Raw genomic sequence first — 22,120 nt, forward strand, 5'->3', positions numbered from 1 at the left:
CGCTCATTCCTCCTCTTCTTCGACATGTGCCGTGGCCAGGCTGCGCCACAACAGCACCGGGATGATGAGCGTGAAGACGATCACCTCCTTGTAGGCGCTCGCCCAAAACGACGAATACGATTCGAGCAGCCCGACCAGAATCGAGCCGGCCGCTGCGAGCGGATAACTGACGAGACCGCCGATAATCGCGCCGACGAAGCCCTTCAGACCGATCAGAAAACCCGAGTCGTAGTAGATCGTCGTCAGCGGCGCGACGAGGATGCCCGACAGCGCGCCCAGCGCGGCAGCCAACGTGAAGGCAAGCCGCCCGGCCTGCGACGTTCCGATACCGACGAGCCGTGCGCCGAGCCGATTGACCGACGTCGCGCGCAGCGCCTTGCCGGAAAGCGAGCGATCGAAATAGAGATAAAGCGCTGCGATCAGCACGAGCGCCGTCACTACCACCCAGACGCTCTGCCCCGAAATCGACAGACTGCCCACGCTGAGCGAGCCGTCCGAGAACGGCGTCGTGCGCGAGCCCTCCGCACCGAACATCAAGAGACCGAGCCCGACCATCGCGAAATGAACGGCGACGGCGACGATCAACAGCAACAGCGTCGTCGCCTCGGCGATCGGCTCATAGGCCAAACGGTAGACGAGCGGGCCGATCGGCACGACGATCGCCAACGTCAACGCGATCTGAATGGCCATCGGCAACGTCTGCCCGTAGACATGTTGTGTGATCGCATACACGGCGATCGGGCCGAGTAAATACCGGCTCGCGAGCGCCGTCAGGAGACGCGGTGCATGCCGACGGCGTTCGGGGTGCCGGATAAGCCCGACGATTTCGACGAAGAAGCAGGCGGCGCCGAGCACCGGCAGCAGAATCGCCGTCGGCGGAAACTTCTGCGTCTGCAGCATCGCCAGCGTCAGCGCGCCGTATGAAACGAACTCCCCCTGCGGGATGAAGATGACTCGCGTGACGGAGAAAACCAGCACGAGTGCGAGCGCGAGCAGCGCGTAGATCGCCCCGGTGGTGATGCCGTCTTGCGCGAGAATCGCCGCAATCGATAAATCCATACTTTTCCGAGCCCCGTACTACGAGATGACGAACCGACAAAAGAGACACAACCGGCCGTGAGCCCGTTCGGGACGCACGGCCGGGCAGTCGGCGCAGCCTTATTCGCCGAGCAACTTCCACTTGCCGTCGGTAATCTGCACCATCACGCGCGCGCGCTGATCGAGCCCATTATGATTGGCCGGCGAGGTGTTCATGATCCCGTGCGAAATCGGCAGCTCCTTGATGTTCTCGAGCGCATCGCGCAACGCCGAACGGAATGCCTGGCTACCGGGCTGCCCCTTTTTCAACGCCTCAGGAATCGCATGCTGCAGCATCTGTCCGGCGTCCCATGCGTGCCCGCCGAAGGTCGCAACCGACCCAACGCCGTAGGCCTTCTCATAGGCGGCCTTGTAGGCGAGCGACGAGCGCTTGACGGGGTTGCTGTCCGGCAGCTGATCGGCCACGAGGATCGGGCCGGCCGGCAGAATCTCACCCTCACAATCCTTGCCGCAGACACGCAGGAAATCGTTGTTCGCGACGCCATGCGTCTGGTAAATCTCGCCTTTGTAGCCGCGCTCCTTGAGTTCCTTGGCCGGCAAGGCCGCAGGCGTGCCCGAGCCCGCGATCAGCACGGCGTCGGGGTTGGCGCTCATGAGCTTGAGCACCTGGCCCGTGACCGACGCATCGGCGCGGTTGTATTTCTCGCTCGCAACGACCTTCAGATGATCCGTTGTCGCCGCCTTGCCGAATTCCGCGCTCCAGCTCTCGCCATAGGCGTCGGCGAAGCCGATGAAGCCGACCGTCTTCACGCCGTGTTTGGACATGTAGTCGGCAATCGCATTGGCCATGAGGCTATCGTTTTGCGGTGTCTTGAACGCCCACTTACGCTTGTCGTCCATCGGCTCGACGATCTTGGCCGAAGCAGCGAGCGAGATCATCGGCGTTTTGCCGGCCGATACGGGATCGAGCATCGCCAGCGAGTTCGGCGTAACGGTCGAGCCGATGATCACGTCGACGTGGTCTTCGTCGATCAACTTATGCACGTCCTGCACGGCCTTGCCCGTATCGGAGCCGTCGTCGAGCACGATGTATTGCACGGTCTTGCCGCCGATCTCCTTGGGCAACAGCGCCACGGTATTTTTCTCAGGAATGCCGAGCGATGCGGCCGGTCCCGTCGTCGAAAGCACGACGCCGATCTTCACCTGTGCGAAGGCCGCCGTCACGCCACACATCATCGCTACCGCCACGCTGCTACGAACCCATCGTTTCATCGTCATTATTGATCTCCAGAGGCATTACGCGAGAAAGCGCGTTGTAATTGCCGGCTCATCGGCCGGCAAAAGTCGATTATTTTCGAAAATGGAGCGGCGAGGCGCGCAAGCCCACAACGATCGAATAAAAACGATCGCATTCGTGTGGTACTCACGCACCGCGCAAAACAACAGGGAGAAAAAAATGCAAAGACGGCGATCGCACGCTGACGCGCGAACGCTTCGCCGGTTTGGTGCGGACGCATACGCCGATTCGGCGCGCGGCTCCCGCGGCGGGAAACGGAAAGGAAAAACGAAATGCGATTGTCCAATCGGACAAATCGGTATGAATCTGCACGAATCGAACGCACAAATAAAAAGCGCTGTTGGATTCCCTCCAACAGCGCTTTCGTCCGGGCACTGAGTGCCTCGATTGTCTCCTCGTTCTCCACCTCAAAATTCGGTGCATCAGAACTGAGACGAAGATTAAACAACCCCGTCTCCCGCGACAACCTAGCACTTTCCCTAGTGGTGCATAGCAGCACGCAAATCGCGCAAGCATGCATCGTTTCCTGCCGCCCGGTGCCCGAAACCAGGTCGACATGCGCACCGGACCGCGGCGCGATGGGCCTGTGCGTGCCGGGCCGCATCGCGACGCACGCATGCCGCGCGTTTGGCGCGGCGCAGCGCGAATGGGCCGTCCGTACCCTACTCACCCGCGCAGCGGCCGCACACGTGCGATGATTTCGCCGACAATGCCGCGCCGGAAGGTCAGCACGCAGGCAATGAAGACGAGCCCGATGACGATCGTCGTCGAATCACCGAGCGTGTTGAACCAGTCGACGTGCGTGAGGTGAGCGAGCCCGCCGCCGATATCGCCGAGCCGATCTTCGAGCGTGACGACGAGCGCCGCACCCAGCAACGGCCCGAACAGCGTGCCCATGCCGCCCACGAGCGTCATCAGGATGACGAGGCCCGACATCGTCCAATAGGCGTCACCGAGCGTCTCGAAGCCGAGCACGAGCACTTTGAGCGCACCGGCGAAACCCGCGATGCCGGCCGACAGCACGAACGCGAGCAGCTTGAATCGATCGGTGTCATAACCGAGCGAGACGGCACGCGGCTCGTTCTCGCGAATCGCCGTCAACACCTGCCCGAACGGCGAATGAACGATGCGCACGATCAGCGCAAACACGAGTACGACGGCGACGAGCAGGACGTAATAGAGCGTCAGGTCCGACGATAAGCTCAAGAGCCCGAACAATTTGCCGCGCGGCACGCCTTGCAGCCCGTCCTCCCCGCCCGTGAACGGCGCTTGCAGATAAACGAAGTAGACGAGCTGCGCGAGCGCGAGCGTGACCATCGCGAAGTAGATCCCCTGACGCCGAATCGCGAAGAAACCCACGACCAGGCCGAGCAAGGTCGCGGCCGCCGTGCCTGCGAGCACGCCGAGCTCGGGCGTGAGGCCCATGGATTGGATCGCATAGCCCGCCGTATACCCTGACGTGGCAAGAAACATCGCATGGCCGAACGACAGCAGTCCCGTATAGCCGATCAAGAGATTGAACGCCGCGGCAAATAGCGCGAAGCACAGCACTTTCATCACGAAGACGGGGTAGGCGCCGAGCCACGGCGCCACGGCGAGCCCCAGCGCCAGGAGGGCGTAAAGCGCTTTTCTTTGCATCACCGCTCCTTGCCGAAAAGACCCGCAGGGCGCACGAGCAGAACGAGCGCCATGATGACGAACACAACGGTGGCCGAAGCCTGCGGATAGAACACACGCGTGAAGCCTTCGACGACGCCCAGCAGCAGGCCCGTCAGGATCGATCCCATGATCGAGCCCATGCCGCCGATCACGACAACCGCGAACACCGTGATGATCATCGACTGCCCCATCAGCGGCGAGACTTGAATCACCGGAGCGGCAAGCACGCCGGCGAACGCGGCCAGGGCCACGCCGAAGCCGTAGGTCAGCGTGATCATGAGCGGCACGTTCACGCCGAACGCTTCGACGATTTTCGGGTTCTCGGTGCCCGCGCGCAGATACGCTCCGAGGCTTGTCTTCTCGATCACGAACCAGGTTGCGAAACAGACGACGAGCGAAGCCACCACCACCCAGGCCCGATAGTTGGGCAGATACATGAAGCCGAGGTTCGTTGCGCCCGCGAGCAGATCGGGCACATCGTACGGCTGCCCCGATGATCCATAGATCGAGCGGAACACCCCTTCGATGACGAGCGTGAGACCGAACGTCAACAACAACCCGTAAAGATGGTCGAGCTGATATAGCCAGCGCAGCATCGTACGTTCGATCACGATACCGAACGCGCCGACGATAAGCGGCGCCAGCACGAGCATGGCCCAGTACGGCACGCCGAAATAGGACAGACCCATCCATGCGAGCATGGCACCGAGCATGAACAACGCGCCGTGCGCGAAGTTGATCACGTTGAGCATGCCGAAGATCACCGCCAGCCCAAGGCTCAGAATCGCGTAGAACGATCCGTTGACGAGCCCGAGCAGGAGTTGGCTCAGCATGGCCTGCAACGGAATGCCGAAGATATCCATTGAACCTGCCGTCGAAAAGAGAAAAACGCGCGCGATGTGGCCGCGCGCGTCGTTACTGCATACCGCCTAAGCAGCCCGCTGCTTTCACCTTAATTGCTGGTTACTTCCACAGATCGCACTGCGTATCCTTCTTGTCCGTGAACGCCTTGTCGCCAGGAATGGTCGCCTTCAGCGTGTAGTAGTCCCACGGTTTCTTCGATTCGGCCGGCGTCTTGACCTGATACAGGTACATGTCATGGATCATGCTGCCGTCTTCGCGGATATGCCCCTTCGCATAGAAGTCGTCGACGGGCTGCTTGTGCAACTGTGCCATCACCTTGTCAGTATCGGTCGAGCCGACGGCCTTGACGGCGTTCAGATAATCCATCGTCGCGGAATAATCGGCCGCTTGCAGGCTCGACGGCATCTTGCCGGTTTTCTTGAAGTATTTCTCGGCCCATGCGCGCGACTTATCGTTCTGATCCCAGTACCAGCTATCGGTCAGCAGCAGGCCCTGGGCCGTCGGCAAGCCGACGCTATGCACGTCGTCGATGAACATCAGAAGCGCCGCGATCTTCATCGTTTTGCCGACGCCGAATTCCTTGGCTGCCTTCAGCGAATTGACCGTGTCGCCGCCCGCGTTCGCAAGGCCGAGCACCTGCGCCTTCGACGCTTGCGCCTGCAACAGGAACGACGAGAAGTCCGACGCCGACAGCGGATGCAGCGAGCGTCCGAGCACCTTGCCGCCGTTCTCTTCGACGACCTTCGTCGTATTCGCGTCGAGCGACTTGCCGAACGCGTAGTCGGCCGTCAGGAAGTACCACGTCTTCAAGCCTTGCTTGACGATCGCCGAGCCCGTGCCTTTCGCGAGCGCCGTCGTGTCGTAGGCGTAGTGGATCGTGTACGGCGTGCATTGCTTGTTCGTCAGCGCATCGGTGCCGGCGCCGATCGAGATGTACGGACGCTTCTTCTCCTTGATCACGTCGTTCATTGCGAGGCCCGTTGCCGAATTCGTGCCACCGATCAGCATGTCGAGACCTTCCGTGTCGATCCACTTACGCGCGGTCGAGGCGGCGATGTCGGCCTTGTTCTGGTGATCCTGCGTGAGCAGCTTGATCGGCAGACCATTGACCTTGCCGCCGAAATCGTCGATCGCCATCTGGATTGCCGTGGCGCCGCCCTTGCCGTCGATATCGGCGTACAGGCCCGACAAGTCGGTGATGAACCCGATCGTGACCTGTTTTTCCGCGGCGGCGGCGTGCTGCGCCGCGAGCGCGGCGGCCATTGCGGTAGCGGTAACTGCGAGAGTGCGAACAGCGCTTGCGAGCAACGTGGTTCTCATTGGTATCTCCTTCTTCGCTTATGGTTGTGCGTGCAACTGTTTGTGTAAACCGAGGCGCAGCCAGCGCGCCCGTCAAGCAACTTCGCCTGGCCTCACACGCCAAGCAGCTCGTGTAGCACCGGCATCTTGCCTTCGAGTTCGCTCGCGACGAAATGCTCGACGATGCGGCCATGCTCCATGACATAGAAGCGATCGGCCAGCGGCGCCGCGAAGCGAAAGTTCTGTTCGACCATCACGACCGTGTAGCCGCGCGCCTTCAATGCGAGGATCATGCGCGCCAGCGCCTGCACGATGACAGGTGCAAGACCCTCGGAGATTTCGTCGAGCAGCAGCAGGTTCGCCCCCGTGCGCAAGATACGCGCCACGGCCAACATCTGCTGCTCGCCACCCGAGAGGCGCGTGCCCTGACTCATGCGGCGCTCCTTCAGGTTCGGGAACATCTCGTAGATTTCGTCGAGCGACATCGCATAGCTGCTTTGTCCGACCATCGGCGGCAACAGCAGATTCTCTTCGCAGGAGAGGCTCGAAAAAATCGCTCGCTCTTCCGGACAGTACCCGACGCCGCAATGCGCGATCTTGTGCGTGGGCAGATTGATGGTCTCTTTCTCGCCGATACGCAATGATCCCGTGCGCCGCCCCGTCAGGCCCATGATCGCGCGCAGCGTCGTCGTGCGTCCTGCGCCGTTGCGGCCGAGCAGGGTCACGACTTCGCCGCGGCGCACGGTCAGATCGACGCCATGCAGGATGTGCGATTCGCCGTACCAGGCCTGCAGGCCCGTGATCGTCAACGCAGCCGGCCCGCTGTCGAGCGTTTGCTCGGCGCCGCTCGCCACGACGTTGTCGCGCTCCGCGTGATTCATTCGTGCGCTCCCGTCAACGCCGCGTCCGCACTACCCATATAGGCCTGCATCACGAGCGGGTTCTTCGATACTTCGGCATAGCTGCCTTCGGCCAGCACTTCGCCGCGTTGCAGGACGGTGATCGTGTCGGAGATGCCTGCAATCACGTTCATGTTGTGCTCGACCATCAAGATCGTCCGGCCGGCTGATACCTTCTTGATCAGCGCAGTGACGCGGTCAACGTCTTCGTGACCCATCCCTTGCGTCGGTTCATCGAGCAGCATCAGCTCCGGCTCCATCGCCAGCGTCGTGGCGATTTCGAGCGCGCGCTTGCGGCCGTACGACAGCTCGACCGTGCGCGTATCGACGAAATCGGTCAGGCCGACCTGATCCAACAGCTCGCGCGCGCGATCGTCGAGACGGTGCAGCGTCCGCTCGCTGCGCCAAAAGTGATAAGCCGTGCCGAGCGTGCGCTGCAACCCGATACGCACGTTCTGCAAGACGGTGAGATGCGGAAAGACAGCCGAGATCTGAAACGAGCGGATAACGCCGCGCCGCGCGATTTGCGCGGGACGCTCGCGCGTGATGTCGACATTGTTGAAGACGATTTGCCCGGCCGTCGGCTCGAGGAACTTCGTGAGCAGGTTGAAGCAGGTCGTCTTGCCCGCGCCGTTGGGCCCGATCAGCGCATGAATCGAGCCGCGGCGCACGCGCAGGTTCACCCCGTTCACGGCAGTGAACCCCTTGAACTCCTTGGTCAGCCCGCGCGTTTCTAAAATTGTGTCGCCGAGAATCATGTCCCCTTCCATGCGAAGTGAGGCGAAACACTGCATGTGGCGCGCTTGTCGAGCGCGCTGCGCTGTAGTGCCCGTCGGCCATGCCCCCGGTTATCGGGGACACCGCCGTTTTGGCATGGTGCATCAATGCGACAGAGGTCGACCCCGCCCCATGCGGCATCGCGCATTGTCTCGCCAATGATGCAGCGCAATCATTGGGATTTGCACTAGTGCTTAATTGTGTCGTCAAGCAATGAGTGCAAATCGTGAGCACGATCTGTTCACGGTGCGCAGCAACGTCACGTCGCCGTCACAATCGGCGCCGCAGCCGCTTCTTGTGTGGCGCGCCCTCCGGCACGCCGATCGGCGCGAATCATGTCGCTCGCACGCTCGGCGATCATGAGCGTCGGAGAATTCGTGTTGCCGGAGGTAATCGTGGGCATCACCGATGCATCGACGACGCGCAGCCCCGTTACGCCGAACACGCGCAGACGCGTATCGACGACGGCCCCGGGATCGTCGCCCGTACCCATTCGGCATGTGCCGACCGGGTGAAAGATGGTCGTGCCGACCTGGCCTGCAGCGCGCACGAGTTCCTCTTCCGTTTGATACTGCGGCCCGGGCAGGATCTCCTCCGGCACATAGCGGGCAAGCGCCGGTGCCTGCACGATGCGGCGCGTGAGTCGCAGCGCATTGGCGGCCACGTGGCGGTCGTAGTCGGTCGACAGGTAATTGGGCGCGATCATCGGCGCGGCGAGCGGCTCGGGCGATTCGATATGAATGCTCCCGCGCGAGGTGGGCCGCAGATGGCAAGCCGATGCCGTGAACGCATTGAAGCGATGCAGCGGCTCGCCGAAGCGATCGAGCGAAAGCGGCTGGACGTGGTATTGGAGGTCAGGGCGCGTGATCGACGCGTCGTTCTCGGCCGACTTCGCGAAGGCACCGAGTTGTGACGGCGACATCGACATCGGCCCGCTGCGCCAGAGCGCATATTGCATGGCGATCAGCATCTTGCCCCACCAGTGCGCCGTCATCGTGTTGAGCGTGCGCACGCCGCGCACGCGAAAAGCCATGCGCAACTGCAAGTGATCCTGCAGATTTTCGCCGACGCCGCGCAAGTCGTGCACGACGTCGATCCCGAGCCGCTGCAGGCGCGCACCGTTGCCGATGCCGGACAATTCGAGCAGTTGCGGCGAATTGACGGCGCCTGCAGCCAGCACGACTTCAATGCGCGCTTTGGCGAAGACGTCACGTGCGTCGCTGGCGCTAGCGCTACCGCTACCTCTACCGCTACCGCGATAGACGACGCCCGTGCAACGCTTGCCGTCGAACGTGAGCTGCCGCACCTGGGCGCCCGTGACGACGGTCAGGTTCGGTCGGGCGAGGGCCGGCCGCAGAAACGCCTTCGACGCGTTCCAACGGATGCCACGTTTCTGGTTGACCTCGAAGTAGCCGACACCGCTGTTGTCGCCCCGATTGAAGTCGTCGGTGGCGGGGATGCCGGCTTGCTGAGCGGCCTCGCGAAACGCTTCCAGCACTTTCCATTTGAGGCGCTGCTGCTCGACGCGCCACGGACCGCCGGCACCGTGCCAGGCATTGGCGCCGCCGTGATGGTCTTCGCTGCGCTTGAAAATCGGCAGCACCGCATCCCAGGCCCACGACGAATCGCCCGTTACGCGCGCCCATTCGTCGTAGTCCTCGCGTTGCCCGCGCATATAGATCATGCCGTTGATCGACGAGCTGCCGCCGAGCACTCTACCGCGCGGATATGACAGGGCGCGGCCGTTCAAGCCCGCTTCTTCACCCGTGCGATAGCGCCAATCGGTCCGCGGGTTGCCGATGCAGTAGAGGTACCCCACCGGCACATGGATCCAGTGATAGTCGTCTTTGCCACCGGCTTCGATCAGCAGCACGCTGACATCGCGGTCTTCGCTGAGACGGTTGGCGAGCACGCAACCGGCCGTCCCTGCCCCGACGATCACATAGTCGAATTCGCCTTCGATACTCGTTTCGCTTTTCATGGCGCGCACCGCACTGACCCTCACTTCGCAACCGGCATCGTGAATTCCGCGCCCTTCGCGATGCTGTCGGGCCAGCGCTGCATGACGCTCTTGTAACGCGTGTAGAAGCGCACGCCTTCCTCGCCATAAGCGTGGTGATCGCCGAACAGCGAGCGCTTCCATCCGCCGAACGAATGCCATGCCATCGGCACCGGAATCGGCACATTGATTCCGACCATGCCGACCTGAATCTGTCGCGCGAAGGCGCGCGCCACGCCGCCGTCGGTCGTGTAGCACGATACGCCGTTGGCGAACTCGTGCGCGTTGATCAGCGCGACGGCGCTCGCGAAATCGGGCACTCGCACGATCGCGAGCACGGGCCCGAAAATTTCTTCCTGGTAGATGCGCATATCGGTGGTCACATTGTCGAACAGCGTGCCGCCGAGGAAAAAGCCTGCCTCAGCGCCTGCGACCGTATGTCCGCGGCCGTCGACCACGAGCTTCGCGCCTTGCGCCACGCCGCTTTCGATATAGCCGGCCACCTTTTCGCGATGCGCACCGGTGACGAGCGGACCCATCTCGGCGTCCGCTTCCATGCCGTTCTTGATCTTGAGCGCCTTCACGCGCGGCACGAGCTTCTCCACGAGTTCGTCGGCGATATGCCCGACGGCCACCGCCACCGAAATGGCCATGCAACGTTCGCCCGCGGAGCCATAGGCCGCGCCGATCAGCGCGTCGACGGCTTGGTCCAGATCGGCGTCGGGCATGACGACGAGATGGTTCTTGGCGCCGCCGAGCGCCTGGACGCGCTTGCCGCGCCGGGACGCTTCGCGATGGATGTATTCGGCGATCGGCGTCGAACCGACGAACGAAAGCGCGGCGACATCCTCATGTTCGATCAATGCGTCGACCGCTTGCTTGTCGCCATGCACGACGTTGAACACGCCGTCGGGCAAGCCTGCTTCCTTGAGCAATTCGGCAAGGCGCACCGAGGCGGACGGGTCGCGCTCCGACGGCTTCAATACGAACGTATTGCCGCAGGCGATCGCGATCGGGAACATCCAGCACGGCACCATCATCGGAAAGTTGAACGGCGTGATGCCGGCGACGACGCCAAGCGGCTGACGCAGATTCCAGTTATCGATGCCGCCACCGATCTGATCGGTGAAGTCGGTCTTGAGCAGGTTGGGAATGCCGCAGGCGAATTCGACGACTTCGATGCCGCGCATGACTTCGCCCTTCGCATCGGAAAACACCTTGCCGTGCTCGCGCGTGATCAATTCCGCAAGCTCGTCATGATGCTGGTCGAGCAACTGCTTGAAATTGAACATGACGCGCGCGCGCTTGATCGGCGCCGTCTCGGCCCAGGCCGGGAATGCGGCTTTGGCTGCGGCCACCGCGGCCGCGACTTCGGTTGTCGTCGCCAACGGCACGCGTGCAGCGACGCGGCCTTCAACCGGATTGAAGACGTCGCCGAACCGGTCGCCCGCACCGGACACGGTTCGACCTCCGATGAAGTGCATGACTTCGCGCACGCGTGCGCTGCTCCGATCTGCTTCGCTCATGTCGACCCTCGTTCTGGGGATGAGATGCCAGGCCGCCGCCGGCGATCGACGGATGGGGCCGGTTCGATTTGAAGCGTACCTTCGCACGCGGCGCGAAATCCAATGAGTTCTTGTGAACTGCGATATAAGCGGCGCTAATATCACGCTTATGGACCTGACTCTGCTTCGCGCCTTCGCCACCGTGGCGCGCGTCGGCAATCTGACGCGCGCGGCGGCACAACTGCATCTGACGCAACCGGCCGTCAGCTTACAGATCAAGAATCTGCAGGAAGCACTTGGCGTGACGCTGTTCTCGCGCACCTCGCACGGGCTTGCACTCACGCGCGATGGACAGGCGCTGCTGCCGCACGCCGAACGTGCGCTGGCCGCGGCAGCCGATGTCGAGCGTGCCGCATCGGCGTTGCGCCAGGAAGTGCGCGGCCGTTTGCGCATCGGCACGATCCTCGATCCGCAGTTCCTGCGCCTCGGCGGATTCCTCAGGCAACTCGTCGAAACGTATCCTCAGATCGAAACCGCGTTGCGCCACGGCATGTCGGGCTGGGTCATCGAACAAGTGCGCGCGCGCGAACTCGACGTCGGGTATTACATCGGGCGACCTGTCGACGACGGCATGCCCGAAGGCTTGTTTCACGAGGCGTTGCTCACGCGGTTTCAATATCGCGTGCTCGCGCCGGCCGGATGGAAGGAGCGCGTGGGCCGCTCGCCGGATTGGGGTTCGCTTGCCGCGCTGCCGTGGATCTGGACGCCGCCGGCCTCGGCACACAATCGGCTGCTCTCGCGCGTATTCGCGCAGGCGGGTGTAGAACCGGTGAAGGTGGCCGAAGTCGATCAGGAAACCTCGATGCTCGATCTCGTCAAATCGGGCGTCGGCCTTTCCCTGGCGCGCGATGCGATTGCGATCGCCGAAGCGCACACGCATGCGCTGACGATCGTCGAAGGGGTGACCGTGCCAACCGAGTTGACGTTCGTTGCGTTGGCCTCGCGCGTCGACGAACCCGCAATCGCGGCCGCGTTCAAGCTCATCGAGGCCCAATGGGCGGTTTGATCATCGCGTTTTCGAGGCGCGTTTTGTTAGATTAGCCCCTCGCGCCCGGCTTCTCTCGGACGTGTTTTTCCTCGCCTTGCGTCACCGGTTGTCCTGTGCGGCCTGAGCCGGCCGCCACTTCACGCCGGGGCCGCGCCCGGCGCAAGATGGCCCAGCGGCAACACCCCATTGCGCTTGAACGTCGTGAGCACGATGTTCGAGCGCACGCTATCCACACCCGGCACGCGCATGAGCTTCTTCATGACGAACGAAGAAAGCGCGTTCAGATCGGGCGCGACGATGCGCAGCAGATAGTCGGCATCGCCTACCACCGCATGACATTCCAGCACCTCGGGCAAGACTTCGATCTGCTGCTGAAACTGTTCGACGATCGAATCGCCATGATGTTTGAGCTTTAAGCTCGTGAACGCCGTCACGCCGAGCCCCAGCCGCTCCGGCCGCAGCACGACGCGGTAGCCATCGATGACGCCCAGCGATTCGAGACGTTGTAAGCGGCGGCCGATCTGAGAAGGCGACAGCGGAACGCGCTCCCCGAGTTGTTGATGCGTGGCACGGCCGAAGCGCTGCAATACCTCCAACAGCGCGAGATCGAAGTGGTCGAGCTCCAACATGATTTTTTCCCGCATTATGTAGCTCAATTACGCACGATTATCGCATAGAAGCCCGCCGCCGCCCTATCTTTGCGCTCCTTCCACATCGTCCCCGCACTACACTTGCATCGACCAAAACATTGATGCTGGGCCTTCCCATGTTCGGCCACGTACCGCTTCTGATCGATCCGGTCTTCGCCGATTACATCGAGGCCTACGGCCGCGCGGCGCTGCAGTTCGCCGAGGACCCGCGCGCACTGCCGCTCTTCGCGCGCCTGTATTGGCGGCGAAATCCTGCCGACCGACATCGTCATCACACGCGGCACCGGCAAGAATCGGGTCTGCGACGGGGACGTCTGACGCGGGCCGCATACAGGTGGTCAGCGTCATACCCGCAGTTGTGAAAGAATGCCGAATCGGCATGAACCGCGCGCTGTGAGTCGCGCGGTCCGGGGTCGTCGTTCGACCCTACGGCTCAGGAGCAAAAGGAGGTGACGCAATGATCCATAAACTGACATCGGAGGAGCGTTCGACGCAGCTCGCCGGGCTTGCCGGCTGGCAGGCCGTCACCGGCCGAGACGCGATCCACCGGCAATTCAGGTTCGCCGATTTCAACGAAGCTTTCGGCTTCATGACGCGCGTCGCGATCAAAGCACAGGAAATGAACCACCATCCCGAGTGGTTCAACGTTTATCAGACCGTCGATATCACGCTGACCACGCACGAAGCACACGGCGTGACCGAACGCGACGTCGCATTGGCGCATTTCATCGATGCGGCCGCAAAGACCATGCAGAGCGGCTGAGCACCGGCTACTTCGCCCTATCCGTGCATGGCGCGCCGGTATGCTTCGAAGGCATCGAGCGCCCCCGGGTCTAACCCGTCTGACGGCACGCTCGTCCGACGCTGTACAATCATCAGCGCATACGGCTTGGAGAGCGCGCTAGCCTCCTTGCACAAGCTGAGCTCATCGCCGCTCGAAGGCGAGCGGGCGCGCCAAAAGTTGATCGCGGCTTCTAGTTCGTTGATCGTGATCTCGGGCATGGTTTTGTAATTGCCTGCGTCGCGCGCCTGCCGGAGCTTTCTTGCGGCGGCACGCTCGCTGTGTGGCGGAGAAGGCATCGCCGGTCGGCGTGCTAGAAATGCGTAACCCATTGTACTTGAGCCTATCCCATGCGACTCCTTCTGATCGAAGACGACCGCCCCATCGCGCGCGGCATCCAAAGCAGCCTCGAACAAGCCGGGTTCACCGTGGACATGGTTCACGACGGAATCTTTGCTGAACAAGCGCTCACGCAGAACCGTCACGAACTCGTGATCCTCGATTTGGGCTTGCCCGGTATCGACGGCATGACGCTGCTCTCGCGCTTTCGCCAGACGAACCGTCACACGCCCGTCATCGTGCTGACTGCACGCGACGAGTTGAACGACCGCGTCCAGGGTCTGAACGCCGGCGCCGACGATTACATGCTCAAACCATTCGAGCCGGCCGAACTCGAAGCACGGATCCGCGCCGTCATGCGCCGCAGCGGTCCGCACAGCGACACGCCGCGGCCCGAAGTGTCGCTCGGCGGCGTACGTCTGTCGGGCGTCGATCGCCGCATCTTCAACGACGACAAGGCGCTCGAACTCTCGCCGCGCGAATTCGCCGTGCTCGAAATGCTGTTGCTACGCCACGGCCGCGTCGTCAGCAAAGCGCAATTGCAGGATCACCTGACGCATTTCGGCGGCGATCTCGGCGATACCGCGATCGAAGTCTATGTCCACCGCGTGCGCAAGAAACTCGAAAACTGCCGCGTCGAAATCGTCACGGTGCGCGGTTTCGGTTATCTGCTGCAGGAAATCCGCCCGGCTTCCTGAACGGCGTGACCGGCATGCTCAAGCGCGCGCATTGCCGTGATGCGCCGCCGCGGCGCGCCGGCCGGCCCTGAACCACACGATCGATCGCCATGTCGCCTGTCGCTGCGACCAGCCTGCGCCGCTCGCTCTTGCGACGGCTCGCGGCGCCGCTGTCTATGCTTGCGCTGATGAGCGGTCTCATCGCCTATTGGCTGGCGTGGCAATACACGCAACACGTCATCGATCGTTCGTTGGCCGATCTCGCTACGGCCATTTCGAAGCAGATCCAAATCGCCGGTCCGAACGCCCGCTCGACGGTGCCGCCGTTCGCGCAGGCGATGTTCTCCGACCCGAACGACAACCTCATCTACCGTATCAGCGACGGCGAGCACGAGATTGCCGGCGAATCGGCGCTGCCGCTGTTTGGCACACGTGTGCGCGAGCAGCGCGCGGCATACGTATTCGAAGCGCAGTACGCGGGCATGCATGTGCGCGTGGCACAAGTGCGCGTGTTGCAGGACACGGGCAATCCGATCATCGTCGAAGTCGCGCAACCGCTGCGACACCGCTACCGGATCGCAGCCGAATTCCTTGTCGCGATCATGATGCCGCTGATGTTGCTGCTGCTCGCCGGCTGGGGCATCGTCTGGCGCGTCGTCAATCAACAGCTCAACCCACTGACGGCACTGGCCGATTCGTTGAACCGGCAAACCCATATGTCGCTCGAAAGCGTCGACGAAACTTACGTGCCGATCGAAATCCAGCCGCTGACGAGTGCGATGAACGCGCTGCTCGCGAGGTTAAAGACCGCGCTCGACGGCCAGCGCAAATTCATTGCCGACGCCGCCCATCAATTGCGCACGCCGCTGACTGCCGTCAAGCTTCACGCCGAACAAGCGGCGAGTGCGCGCGACCCCGGTCAGACGCTCGCCGCCGTGCACGAACTGCGCGCGGCAGCCGATCGCGCGGTGCGCCTCTCGAACCAGTTGCTCTCGCTTGCTCGCGCGGAGCCGGGCGCACAAGCGGCGCGCTTCGCAGAAGTGGATATTGCCGCCCTTGCATTCGAAACGGGTGCCGAATGGGTGCCGCGTGCGCTCGCGGCACAGGTCGATCTCGGGTTTCAACGCCTGGACGATCCTTCGAACGACAAACCGCTGATGGTACGCGGCAACGCCGTGTTGCTGCGCGAAGTCATCGCGAACCTGCTCGATAACGCGCTCAAGTATTTACCGTCGGCCCGCATGGTCGGCGCGAACGTGACCGTGACCGTAGCGGAAGTCATCGACGAACACCAACAGCGATTCGCCGAAATCGCCGTGGAGGACAACGGTTCGGGCGTGCCCGCCGCGCTGCAGGCCGATTTGTTCAAACGGTTCTTTCGAGGCGATCGGCAAGACTCCGCCGATACGAGCGTCGAGGCCGGCGCAGGTCTTGGCCTCGCGATCGTGCATGACATCATGAATCTGCACGGCGGCAGCGTGCGTTACGAGGACGCGCCGGGTGGCGGAGCGCGATTCGTTCTGAGCTTGCCCCTCGCCACCGGCACCGAGGCCGGCCGTGCCGCACCGTCGGCCTCGCAGGTTCCACTGGGCTAGGACTTCGCTACCCGCAACGCCGAGGCGGCGACTTTGCACTCGCGGTTTCCGTCGGATCTGCCGATGCGCAAGCCGATTCCCAGCGATAAGCCGATACGCCCGTCTCAGGCTTTCGCGCTTTTGCTCTTGCCGTTTTTGCTCTTACCGTTTTTGGCGTTGCTTTTGGGTGCGAGCATCGTGCCCCGACACTTGCGCGCGCCGCAACGGCATGCGTATTCGTCCTTGAGCTTCTTGGTCTGACGCGCGTCGATGACGAGGCCATAGTCGTAAAACAACTCTTCGTCCATTGCGATATCGCGCAACGCGTGAATGAAAACGCGGCCGTCGACCTCTTCCGCTTCACAGTTCGGCGCGCACGAATGATTGATCCAGCGCGCGCTGTTGCCGCCCATCTTACCGTCGATGACGCGCCCGTCCTCGAGCGCAAAGTAAAACGTATGGTTGGGCTCCGCGGGATTGTGCGGATGCCGTCGCAGGGCTTCCTTCCATGAGATGCGCTCACCCTTGTATTCCAGCAGACGCTCGCCCGCCCGCAGCGGCACGGCAGCAAACACACCTTTGCCATGCACGCCGGACTGGCGCACGACCAACTTGCGTGAACTCATCGATCAATCCTCAGAAATACTTCGGCGCCGCAGGTGCGGCTTTTGCGTTTTCGATTGCGGGATGGAAAACGCGGCGCCCTATGGGCGCCGCGTCAGCGGAGGTCAGCCTCGTCGCAAGTCGAAATCGTACACGCGGTAAGCCGCTTCGTTCAACGTCGCATGCATGAAATTGCGCAATCTTTGTCCCTACGCAGGCCCAAGCGTATCGAGCCACTCGCCGAATGCTTCGCTCGCCGCCGCCTCCAATGCCGGGCTGAGCCGCGCAGTGTCTGCGCGCAAGCGATTCGCATCGATGCCTGGCGTCGCCGCAATCTCGCCCGCGTGACCGATCAACCAGCGCTCGAAGCGGTCACCGCGAATTTCAGGATGGCACTGAAAAGCCAGTACGTTCTTGCCCCAGGCAAACGCCTGGTTTTCGCAGACCGATGTGGAAGCGAGGCGCACCGCGTCGACCGGTAAATCGAAGGTGTCGCCATGCCAGTGCAGCATCGAGGTGCGCGCACCGTCGAAGTGACGCACGGGCGAGTGGTGGCCCGCCTCGGTCAGCGTCAGCGTGGACCAGCCGATTTCCTTGTATCCGCCCGAGTACACGCGTGCGCCGAGAACGCGCGCGATCAATTGCGCACCGAGGCAGATGCCGAGCGTCGGCAAACCGGCTGCAATCCTTCTTTCGAGCAATGCGAGCAGTGGCTTGAGCGTCGGATAGGAAGCGTCGTCGAAAGCGGAGATGGGCCCGCCGAGCACGACGGTGAGCGCCGGCCCTTCGGGTTTGGCCGCCTCGATGCGCGCCAGGCCGACGTCGAGATAGCGTACTGCCCACGCACGCTCGCCCAGCACTTGTTCGAGCGTACCGAGATCTTCGAAATGGACGTGCCGAATGGCGTGGACTTCGCGATTCATCGAATCCTCTGGCAAGCGCGCGGACTAGGCCGCGCCTTGCGCGAAGATCTTCCAGACTTTCTTCTGTGTCAGCGAATCGGCTTCTTCATGAACCGGGCAATCGAGCCGCAGATCCACATCGCCGATCGACAGATTCAGCGCATTGCAACGATGCGCGACCTTCTTCGGGCTCTTGCTGACTTCGAAATGCTTGCAGGTGACGCACATGCGATGCTCGGGAATATCGCCCTGCACCTGCAGCTGGCGAATCATCTTGATCATCGTGCGATAGAAGACGGCCTGCTCTTCGTCGCGCAACGTACTGATCGCGCCCGCGAGAAAGTCGGGCCACTGCTGCGCCCGCTTGGCTGCCGTGCGCCCACGCGCGGTGAGCCTGACGGCCAAGGCGCGGCCGTCCTCGGTCGCACGGCGTTTTTCGATGAGACCCTTCGCTTCGAGCGTACTGACGGCATCGCTCGTCGTAGCCGCGGTGAGCGCGGTCTCCCGGGCGATTTCGCCGAGGCGCAGCGGGTTCTTGCGTTGCATCAGCAACACGAGAATTTCGCCCTGCGTAGGCGTGAGCCCCGCGCTCTCAGCCCACTCCCACGCCTGGCTGCGCATCGCCGTGCCTAAGCGCAGCAAGCTGTGGGTCACGCGCCCAGTCGCCTGCTCTCCGTGTACACCTTCGCTCATAGTCTTTGTTCGCTATTTCGCAATTGACAGCATGCCGCTGCTGATTCGGTTGCCTGCCCGCGCTTTGCCTTGCCTCGCGGCGCGCCGACAGCCCCGTGGGGTGACCCGCCTTCTGTCGGGCGTGCCGATTTTACTATTTCAAGGTCGCTCCGCCTGCCTGACGCCGAGCCAACGGTACAACCCGGGCTCGCTGCGCATCCATTAACGCTGTTCCCGCAAGATGCGACATGACGGACGCGCCATTTTAAGCGACGAAAGAGAATAGTACAGCTAAGTTATTCAGGAGTAGCTGTGGACAAGTCAGGTATAACCACGCGAACCTAATGTGCGTCATTTCTGGATAAGCTCCCACCCAATTCGAATGCCGCTTGACTTACCCAGGCCTCATGTCAGTTCCGCACGCGCAAACCACGCGGTTATGGTTTACGCAGAGGCTTGAAACGTCAGCGCATTTTCGTGTTTTCCACAGGCAACGCAGCGCATTGTTAACTATTACTACGTATGTATACGTTGTAAACGTAAAAAACCTAAACGCCACGCCATCGCAGGCACTGTTGGCGAACCGCTTCATGCAACGACTTTTCTTTCTTGACCATACTTCGCAGCCACGTAGCGTCGTTAACCTGACCTTGCGCAATGTTCGCGATTTCGCGCAATGCGCCAGATGATTGCAACGCTTCGCCATGCGGCTCGATCACGCGAAGCGTCTCGAGGATGTCTTCGAAGATCGTGCGGCGCTCGCCCGTTTGCGGGTTGATGCAGGTGCCGCCAAGCCCGAAGCGGCACGCCTCGAAGCGATTGAACGTATAAACGAGGTAGTCGTCCTCCTTCGGCACGAACGGGCGATCGAGGAGCAGGTGACGCGCGAGCGTCTGGATGTAGCTGGCGATCGCCGCCGCGCGATCCACCGACAACGGCGTATCCATGACGCGTACTTCGATCGTGCCGAAGCCTGGCTTGGGACGAATATCCCAGTAGAAATCTTTCATGCTGTTGACGACGCCTGTCGCCACCATCTTCGAAAAATATTCTTCGAAGCCGGCCCAGGTCAGCACGAACGGCGCACGGCCCGACAGCGGAAACGCGAAGACCGAATTCAACCGTGCCGAGTGAAAGCCCGTGTCGACGCCCTGCACGTAAGGAGAAGAAGCCGAAAGCGCGATGAAATGCGGGATGAATCGCGACATCGCATGCAGCAGGAACAGGGCGCTGTCGGGATCGGGACAGCCGATATGCACGTGTTGACCGAACACGGTGAACTGCTTGGCCAGATAGCCGTAGAGCTCCGACAGGTACTGAAAGCGCGGCGCGTCGAAAATTTGCCGCTCGCTCCATTGCTGAAACGCATGCGTGCCGCCCCCGGCCAGACCGACATTGAGATGATCGGCCGCGGCGACGAGCGTATCGCGCAGCGTGCGCAGTTGCGCGAGCGCTTCCTCGTGCGAATGGCAGATGCCGGTGGAAAGCTCGATCATGCTTTCCGTGATCTCGGGCGTGATGTTGCCGGGGATCTTCTGATCTTTGACGAGCCGCATCAGATCGGAAGCGGCTTTCGTCAGATCGTAGTCGTGCGTGTTGACGACCTGGATTTCGAGTTCGACGCCGAACGTAAACGGCTTGGAGTTGATGAACGGTTCAAGTGCCATGGTGTCTTTCCAATCCAGAATCGCTCATCAGGCCCGGCGCTCGCCTACGAGCGCGAGACTGCGATAGACGAGCAACGGCCCGACGAGCTGCAAGACAACGATCGAACACATGACGACGGCGCGCAGCGTTGGATCGAAGTGCGGATAAAGCGAATAGGTGTCGTCGACGAGCAGGTAGGCCAGGGCCGACATCGGCGAGAGCGACAGGCCCAGCGCCACGCCCTGCTTCAGGCCGATGCCGCTCGGCTTTGCAAACGCCAGCACGCCGACGAGCTTGGCGACGAAACGCGCCACGATAAGCCCGAGCGCTGCAACGCCGCCGAGCGCAATGTCGCGCCATTCGAAGGCCGTCAGCGTCAACACGAACAAGATCACGGTCAGCAGCCAGCCTGCGGTGCCGAAATGCACGGGCCACAGCTGTGGCTTCGCTTCGAGGTTTTTGACGATGATCCCGGCTGCGAGCAGGCTCAGAATCGTCGAGAGCTTGAACAAATGCGCAATCGCGATCGCCAGCAGCACGAGACCGAAAAGCGCCACGAACGAATGCTCGTCCTGGACCTGCATCGAACGATAGAAAAACATGCAGGCACGGGCCAGCAGATAGGCCAGCACGAGCGAGCCGACGAGCAGGTAAAGCGGCTGGATGATCGTGGCGAAGACGTTGCCGTAGACCTCCTGATGCAGCCAGCCCGACGCAATCTTTTCGATGACGACGGCGTACATGCTGTTCAGGGCCGTGAGCGTCAGCAGGCGCTGCGTGACCTGCCCCTCGGCCCGCAGTTCGGTCTTGAGCTGAATCACCATGGCTGGCGACGTCGACATCGCGATGGCGGCAATCACGGTAGAAACGGACCCGCTCACGTGAGCCAGCATCAGCGCGACGAGAACGAGCACGAAGGTCAGTGTCGCTTCGGCGATGCTCGAGGCAATCAGCCAGGGATTACGGCGGATCCAGCGCAGATCGAGCCGGCCGCCGAGCTCGAACAGCAGCAGGCCCAGCGCGACATCGAGCAACAGCCTCGAGGTCGCCCCTGCGCTCGCGTCGATCGTCCCCAGGCCGGCCGATCCCGCGATCAGACCGATCACGGCATAGCCCGTCACACGCGGCAGGCGCCAGGCGCGATAGCAAAGCTCGCCCAGAAGGCCCGCGACAAGCAAAGCGAGGCCCGCCCAAAACACGGCGTCGGGCGCGAACGGCCAGTGCGGAAGAAATGAAAACGCCGATTTCATCTGATAGCTGCTCCTTTACGGACAGGCCGGCTCAGGCGTTTCGCCCGTGACGGCGCTTTCTCGTGGCTTGATTGACCGGTCTGCGGCGACGCGCCGCGACGCGGACTGAAAGTGGCGAACGCCGGCGGCTCGGCTGCAACCGGGCGCGACGACGAAACGCGCCGAATCCGACGCTCGGCGCAAGAAGCGCGCGGACAGAGCCTGGCTCGTGTCCTGGCGCGATGAACTCAGGTGCGGCAACGCAAGCAGCCCATTTGATGCGTCGGGCAGCGAACGTCACCCCCATTGGAGCTGCGTATCCGCAATGTGAACGATGCGCAGCCATGCAACCGGTGCAAGAGGAACGGGGATTGTGCCATAGCTTGACTCCAAACCGGACAATTCATCATCGATTTGCATTCATCTCGGTACAAACTACCCGAAATTTCGTATTGCGAAGAAAAAACATCCGATAGAGCGACGGCTTCGCGGCAAAACGCTCGGCGTCTCCGCCTCCGGAAGATAGCTCAGCGCGTTGCGTCCTGCGTTCGACCGGTCGAGTCGCGAGGCGTGCGGTGCGAGTTTGGGTTTACTTGTTTACGTATGTATACGTAGTAGCAGTTAACAAAGGGGTCCCAAAACTGTGCATAACCGCTTTTTC

The 22,120-nt window shown here is 62.2% G+C and carries 20 protein-coding genes and 1 pseudogene; 5 read left to right on the top strand and 16 right to left on the bottom strand.

Going from position 1 to position 22,120, the window contains the following annotated elements:
* Positions 1-3 precede the first annotated feature (3 nt).
* The 9 genes from C0Z19_RS22060 to C0Z19_RS22110 all read right to left on the bottom strand — a co-directional run bounded on the left by C0Z19_RS22060 (position 4) and on the right by C0Z19_RS22110 (position 11,358).
* Positions 4-1,059 (bottom strand): branched-chain amino acid ABC transporter permease, encoded by a 1,056-nt coding sequence (locus C0Z19_RS22060; protein ID WP_102611972.1) that lies wholly within the window; start codon positions 1,057-1,059, stop codon positions 4-6.
* Between the two features lie 99 nt (positions 1,060-1,158).
* A complete protein-coding gene (locus C0Z19_RS22065; protein WP_425330300.1) occupies positions 1,159-2,316 on the bottom strand; it encodes an ABC transporter substrate-binding protein in 1,158 nt (385 codons plus the stop codon).
* A 685-nt stretch (positions 2,317-3,001) separates the two neighbouring features.
* Entirely contained in the window at positions 3,002-3,973 is a 972-nt protein-coding gene (locus C0Z19_RS22080) for a branched-chain amino acid ABC transporter permease (RefSeq protein ID WP_102611976.1), read from the bottom strand.
* Positions 3,973-4,857 carry a branched-chain amino acid ABC transporter permease gene (locus C0Z19_RS22085; protein ID WP_102611977.1) on the bottom strand — a complete coding sequence of 295 codons (885 nt, stop codon included), beginning with the start codon at positions 4,855-4,857 and terminating at the stop codon, positions 3,973-3,975. The genes C0Z19_RS22080 and C0Z19_RS22085 overlap by 1 nt, the downstream gene beginning before the upstream one ends.
* Positions 4,858-4,957: 100 nt before the next feature.
* The gene (locus tag C0Z19_RS22090) at positions 4,958-6,178 is read right to left on the bottom strand and encodes an ABC transporter substrate-binding protein (protein WP_102611978.1); all 1,221 of its coding nucleotides are present in this window, start codon (positions 6,176-6,178) and stop codon (positions 4,958-4,960) included.
* A gap of 92 nt (positions 6,179-6,270) precedes the next feature.
* Positions 6,271-7,038, bottom strand: coding sequence for an ABC transporter ATP-binding protein (locus C0Z19_RS22095; protein WP_102611979.1), 768 nt, complete (start codon positions 7,036-7,038; stop codon positions 6,271-6,273).
* Complete coding sequence (locus C0Z19_RS22100; protein ID WP_102612021.1) at positions 7,035-7,814, bottom strand: ABC transporter ATP-binding protein; 780 nt, start codon at positions 7,812-7,814, stop codon at positions 7,035-7,037. The genes C0Z19_RS22095 and C0Z19_RS22100 overlap by 4 nt, the downstream gene beginning before the upstream one ends.
* Positions 7,815-8,092: 278 nt before the next feature.
* The gene (locus C0Z19_RS22105) at positions 8,093-9,814 is read right to left on the bottom strand and encodes a GMC family oxidoreductase (RefSeq protein WP_102611980.1); all 1,722 of its coding nucleotides are present in this window, start codon (positions 9,812-9,814) and stop codon (positions 8,093-8,095) included.
* Between the two features lie 20 nt (positions 9,815-9,834).
* Positions 9,835-11,358 (bottom strand): CoA-acylating methylmalonate-semialdehyde dehydrogenase, encoded by a 1,524-nt coding sequence (locus tag C0Z19_RS22110; protein ID WP_102611981.1) that lies wholly within the window; start codon positions 11,356-11,358, stop codon positions 9,835-9,837.
* Positions 11,359-11,506: 148 nt separating this feature from the next.
* Here C0Z19_RS22110 and C0Z19_RS22115 point away from each other — a divergent pair, with 148 nt between their 5' ends.
* The gene (locus C0Z19_RS22115; RefSeq protein ID WP_102611982.1) at positions 11,507-12,403 is read left to right on the top strand and encodes a LysR family transcriptional regulator; all 897 of its coding nucleotides are present in this window, start codon (positions 11,507-11,509) and stop codon (positions 12,401-12,403) included.
* A gap of 119 nt (positions 12,404-12,522) precedes the next feature.
* On the opposite strand, the gene C0Z19_RS22120 is transcribed toward C0Z19_RS22115, so the two are convergent.
* Positions 12,523-13,014, bottom strand: a complete 492-nt coding sequence (locus C0Z19_RS22120) for an Lrp/AsnC family transcriptional regulator (RefSeq protein WP_102612022.1) — start codon at positions 13,012-13,014, stop codon at positions 12,523-12,525.
* A gap of 137 nt (positions 13,015-13,151) precedes the next feature.
* On the opposite strand from C0Z19_RS22120, the pseudogene C0Z19_RS22125 reads away from it, so the two are divergent.
* Positions 13,152-13,277: pseudogene (locus C0Z19_RS22125) on the top strand (phenylalanine 4-monooxygenase); the annotation flags it as partial.
* 215 nt (positions 13,278-13,492) lie between these two features.
* Positions 13,493-13,798, top strand: a complete 306-nt coding sequence (locus tag C0Z19_RS22130; RefSeq protein WP_102611983.1) for a 4a-hydroxytetrahydrobiopterin dehydratase — start codon at positions 13,493-13,495, stop codon at positions 13,796-13,798.
* Positions 13,799-13,815: 17 nt separating this feature from the next.
* Here C0Z19_RS22130 and C0Z19_RS22135 read toward each other — a convergent pair whose 3' ends face one another.
* Positions 13,816-14,037, bottom strand: a complete 222-nt coding sequence (locus C0Z19_RS22135; RefSeq protein WP_102612023.1) for a DUF3717 domain-containing protein — start codon at positions 14,035-14,037, stop codon at positions 13,816-13,818.
* 129 nt (positions 14,038-14,166) lie between these two features.
* On the opposite strand from C0Z19_RS22135, the gene C0Z19_RS22140 reads away from it, so the two are divergent.
* Both C0Z19_RS22140 and C0Z19_RS22145 read left to right on the top strand, forming a co-directional pair.
* Positions 14,167-14,853, top strand: coding sequence for a response regulator transcription factor (locus C0Z19_RS22140; protein WP_102611984.1), 687 nt, complete (start codon positions 14,167-14,169; stop codon positions 14,851-14,853).
* An 89-nt stretch (positions 14,854-14,942) separates the two neighbouring features.
* The gene (locus C0Z19_RS22145) at positions 14,943-16,427 is read left to right on the top strand and encodes a sensor histidine kinase (RefSeq protein ID WP_102611985.1); all 1,485 of its coding nucleotides are present in this window, start codon (positions 14,943-14,945) and stop codon (positions 16,425-16,427) included.
* Positions 16,428-16,531: 104 nt separating this feature from the next.
* On the opposite strand, the gene C0Z19_RS22150 is transcribed toward C0Z19_RS22145, so the two are convergent.
* The 5 genes from C0Z19_RS22150 to C0Z19_RS22170 form a co-directional block, all read right to left on the bottom strand.
* Positions 16,532-17,032, bottom strand: a complete 501-nt coding sequence (locus C0Z19_RS22150) for an SET domain-containing protein (RefSeq protein ID WP_102611986.1) — start codon at positions 17,030-17,032, stop codon at positions 16,532-16,534.
* Between the two features lie 186 nt (positions 17,033-17,218).
* Positions 17,219-17,932 (bottom strand): glutamine amidotransferase, encoded by a 714-nt coding sequence (locus tag C0Z19_RS22155; RefSeq protein WP_102611987.1) that lies wholly within the window; start codon positions 17,930-17,932, stop codon positions 17,219-17,221.
* Between the two features lie 24 nt (positions 17,933-17,956).
* A complete protein-coding gene (locus C0Z19_RS22160) occupies positions 17,957-18,604 on the bottom strand; it encodes a MarR family winged helix-turn-helix transcriptional regulator (RefSeq protein ID WP_102611988.1) in 648 nt (215 codons plus the stop codon).
* Between the two features lie 527 nt (positions 18,605-19,131).
* Positions 19,132-20,250 (bottom strand): YbdK family carboxylate-amine ligase, encoded by a 1,119-nt coding sequence (locus C0Z19_RS22165; protein WP_102611989.1) that lies wholly within the window; start codon positions 20,248-20,250, stop codon positions 19,132-19,134.
* A 27-nt stretch (positions 20,251-20,277) separates the two neighbouring features.
* On the bottom strand, positions 20,278-21,480 hold the full coding sequence (locus C0Z19_RS22170; RefSeq protein ID WP_102611990.1) for a cation:proton antiporter: 1,203 nt from the start codon (positions 21,478-21,480) through the stop codon (positions 20,278-20,280).
* Between the last annotated feature and the right edge of the window lie 640 nt (positions 21,481-22,120).

The sequence above is a fragment of the Trinickia soli genome (assembly GCF_002879855.1).
GTDB classification, from domain to species: domain Bacteria; phylum Pseudomonadota; class Gammaproteobacteria; order Burkholderiales; family Burkholderiaceae; genus Trinickia; species Trinickia soli.

Bases quoted from the DNA above. Each gene is read 5' to 3' on its own strand.
- C0Z19_RS22060 (WP_102611972.1), bottom strand. From the start codon at position 1,059: ATGGATTTATCGATTGCGGCGATTCTCGCGCAAGACGGCATCACCACC.
- C0Z19_RS22065 (WP_425330300.1), bottom strand. From the start codon at position 2,316: ATGACGATGAAACGATGGGTTCGTAGCAGCGTGGCGGTAGCGATGATG.
- C0Z19_RS22080 (WP_102611976.1), bottom strand. From the start codon at position 3,973: ATGCAAAGAAAAGCGCTTTACGCCCTCCTGGCGCTGGGGCTCGCCGTG.
- C0Z19_RS22085 (WP_102611977.1), bottom strand. From the start codon at position 4,857: ATGGATATCTTCGGCATTCCGTTGCAGGCCATGCTGAGCCAACTCCTG.
- C0Z19_RS22090 (WP_102611978.1), bottom strand. From the start codon at position 6,178: ATGAGAACCACGTTGCTCGCAAGCGCTGTTCGCACTCTCGCAGTTACC.
- C0Z19_RS22095 (WP_102611979.1), bottom strand. From the start codon at position 7,038: ATGAATCACGCGGAGCGCGACAACGTCGTGGCGAGCGGCGCCGAGCAA.
- C0Z19_RS22100 (WP_102612021.1), bottom strand. From the start codon at position 7,814: ATGATTCTCGGCGACACAATTTTAGAAACGCGCGGGCTGACCAAGGAG.
- C0Z19_RS22105 (WP_102611980.1), bottom strand. From the start codon at position 9,814: ATGAAAAGCGAAACGAGTATCGAAGGCGAATTCGACTATGTGATCGTC.
- C0Z19_RS22110 (WP_102611981.1), bottom strand. From the start codon at position 11,358: ATGAGCGAAGCAGATCGGAGCAGCGCACGCGTGCGCGAAGTCATGCAC.
- C0Z19_RS22115 (WP_102611982.1), top strand. From the start codon at position 11,507: ATGGACCTGACTCTGCTTCGCGCCTTCGCCACCGTGGCGCGCGTCGGC.
- C0Z19_RS22120 (WP_102612022.1), bottom strand. From the start codon at position 13,014: ATGTTGGAGCTCGACCACTTCGATCTCGCGCTGTTGGAGGTATTGCAG.
- C0Z19_RS22130 (WP_102611983.1), top strand. From the start codon at position 13,493: ATGATCCATAAACTGACATCGGAGGAGCGTTCGACGCAGCTCGCCGGG.
- C0Z19_RS22135 (WP_102612023.1), bottom strand. From the start codon at position 14,037: ATGCCCGAGATCACGATCAACGAACTAGAAGCCGCGATCAACTTTTGG.
- C0Z19_RS22140 (WP_102611984.1), top strand. From the start codon at position 14,167: ATGCGACTCCTTCTGATCGAAGACGACCGCCCCATCGCGCGCGGCATC.
- C0Z19_RS22145 (WP_102611985.1), top strand. From the start codon at position 14,943: ATGTCGCCTGTCGCTGCGACCAGCCTGCGCCGCTCGCTCTTGCGACGG.
- C0Z19_RS22150 (WP_102611986.1), bottom strand. From the start codon at position 17,032: ATGAGTTCACGCAAGTTGGTCGTGCGCCAGTCCGGCGTGCATGGCAAA.
- C0Z19_RS22155 (WP_102611987.1), bottom strand. From the start codon at position 17,932: ATGAATCGCGAAGTCCACGCCATTCGGCACGTCCATTTCGAAGATCTC.
- C0Z19_RS22160 (WP_102611988.1), bottom strand. From the start codon at position 18,604: ATGAGCGAAGGTGTACACGGAGAGCAGGCGACTGGGCGCGTGACCCAC.
- C0Z19_RS22165 (WP_102611989.1), bottom strand. From the start codon at position 20,250: ATGGCACTTGAACCGTTCATCAACTCCAAGCCGTTTACGTTCGGCGTC.
- C0Z19_RS22170 (WP_102611990.1), bottom strand. From the start codon at position 21,480: ATGAAATCGGCGTTTTCATTTCTTCCGCACTGGCCGTTCGCGCCCGAC.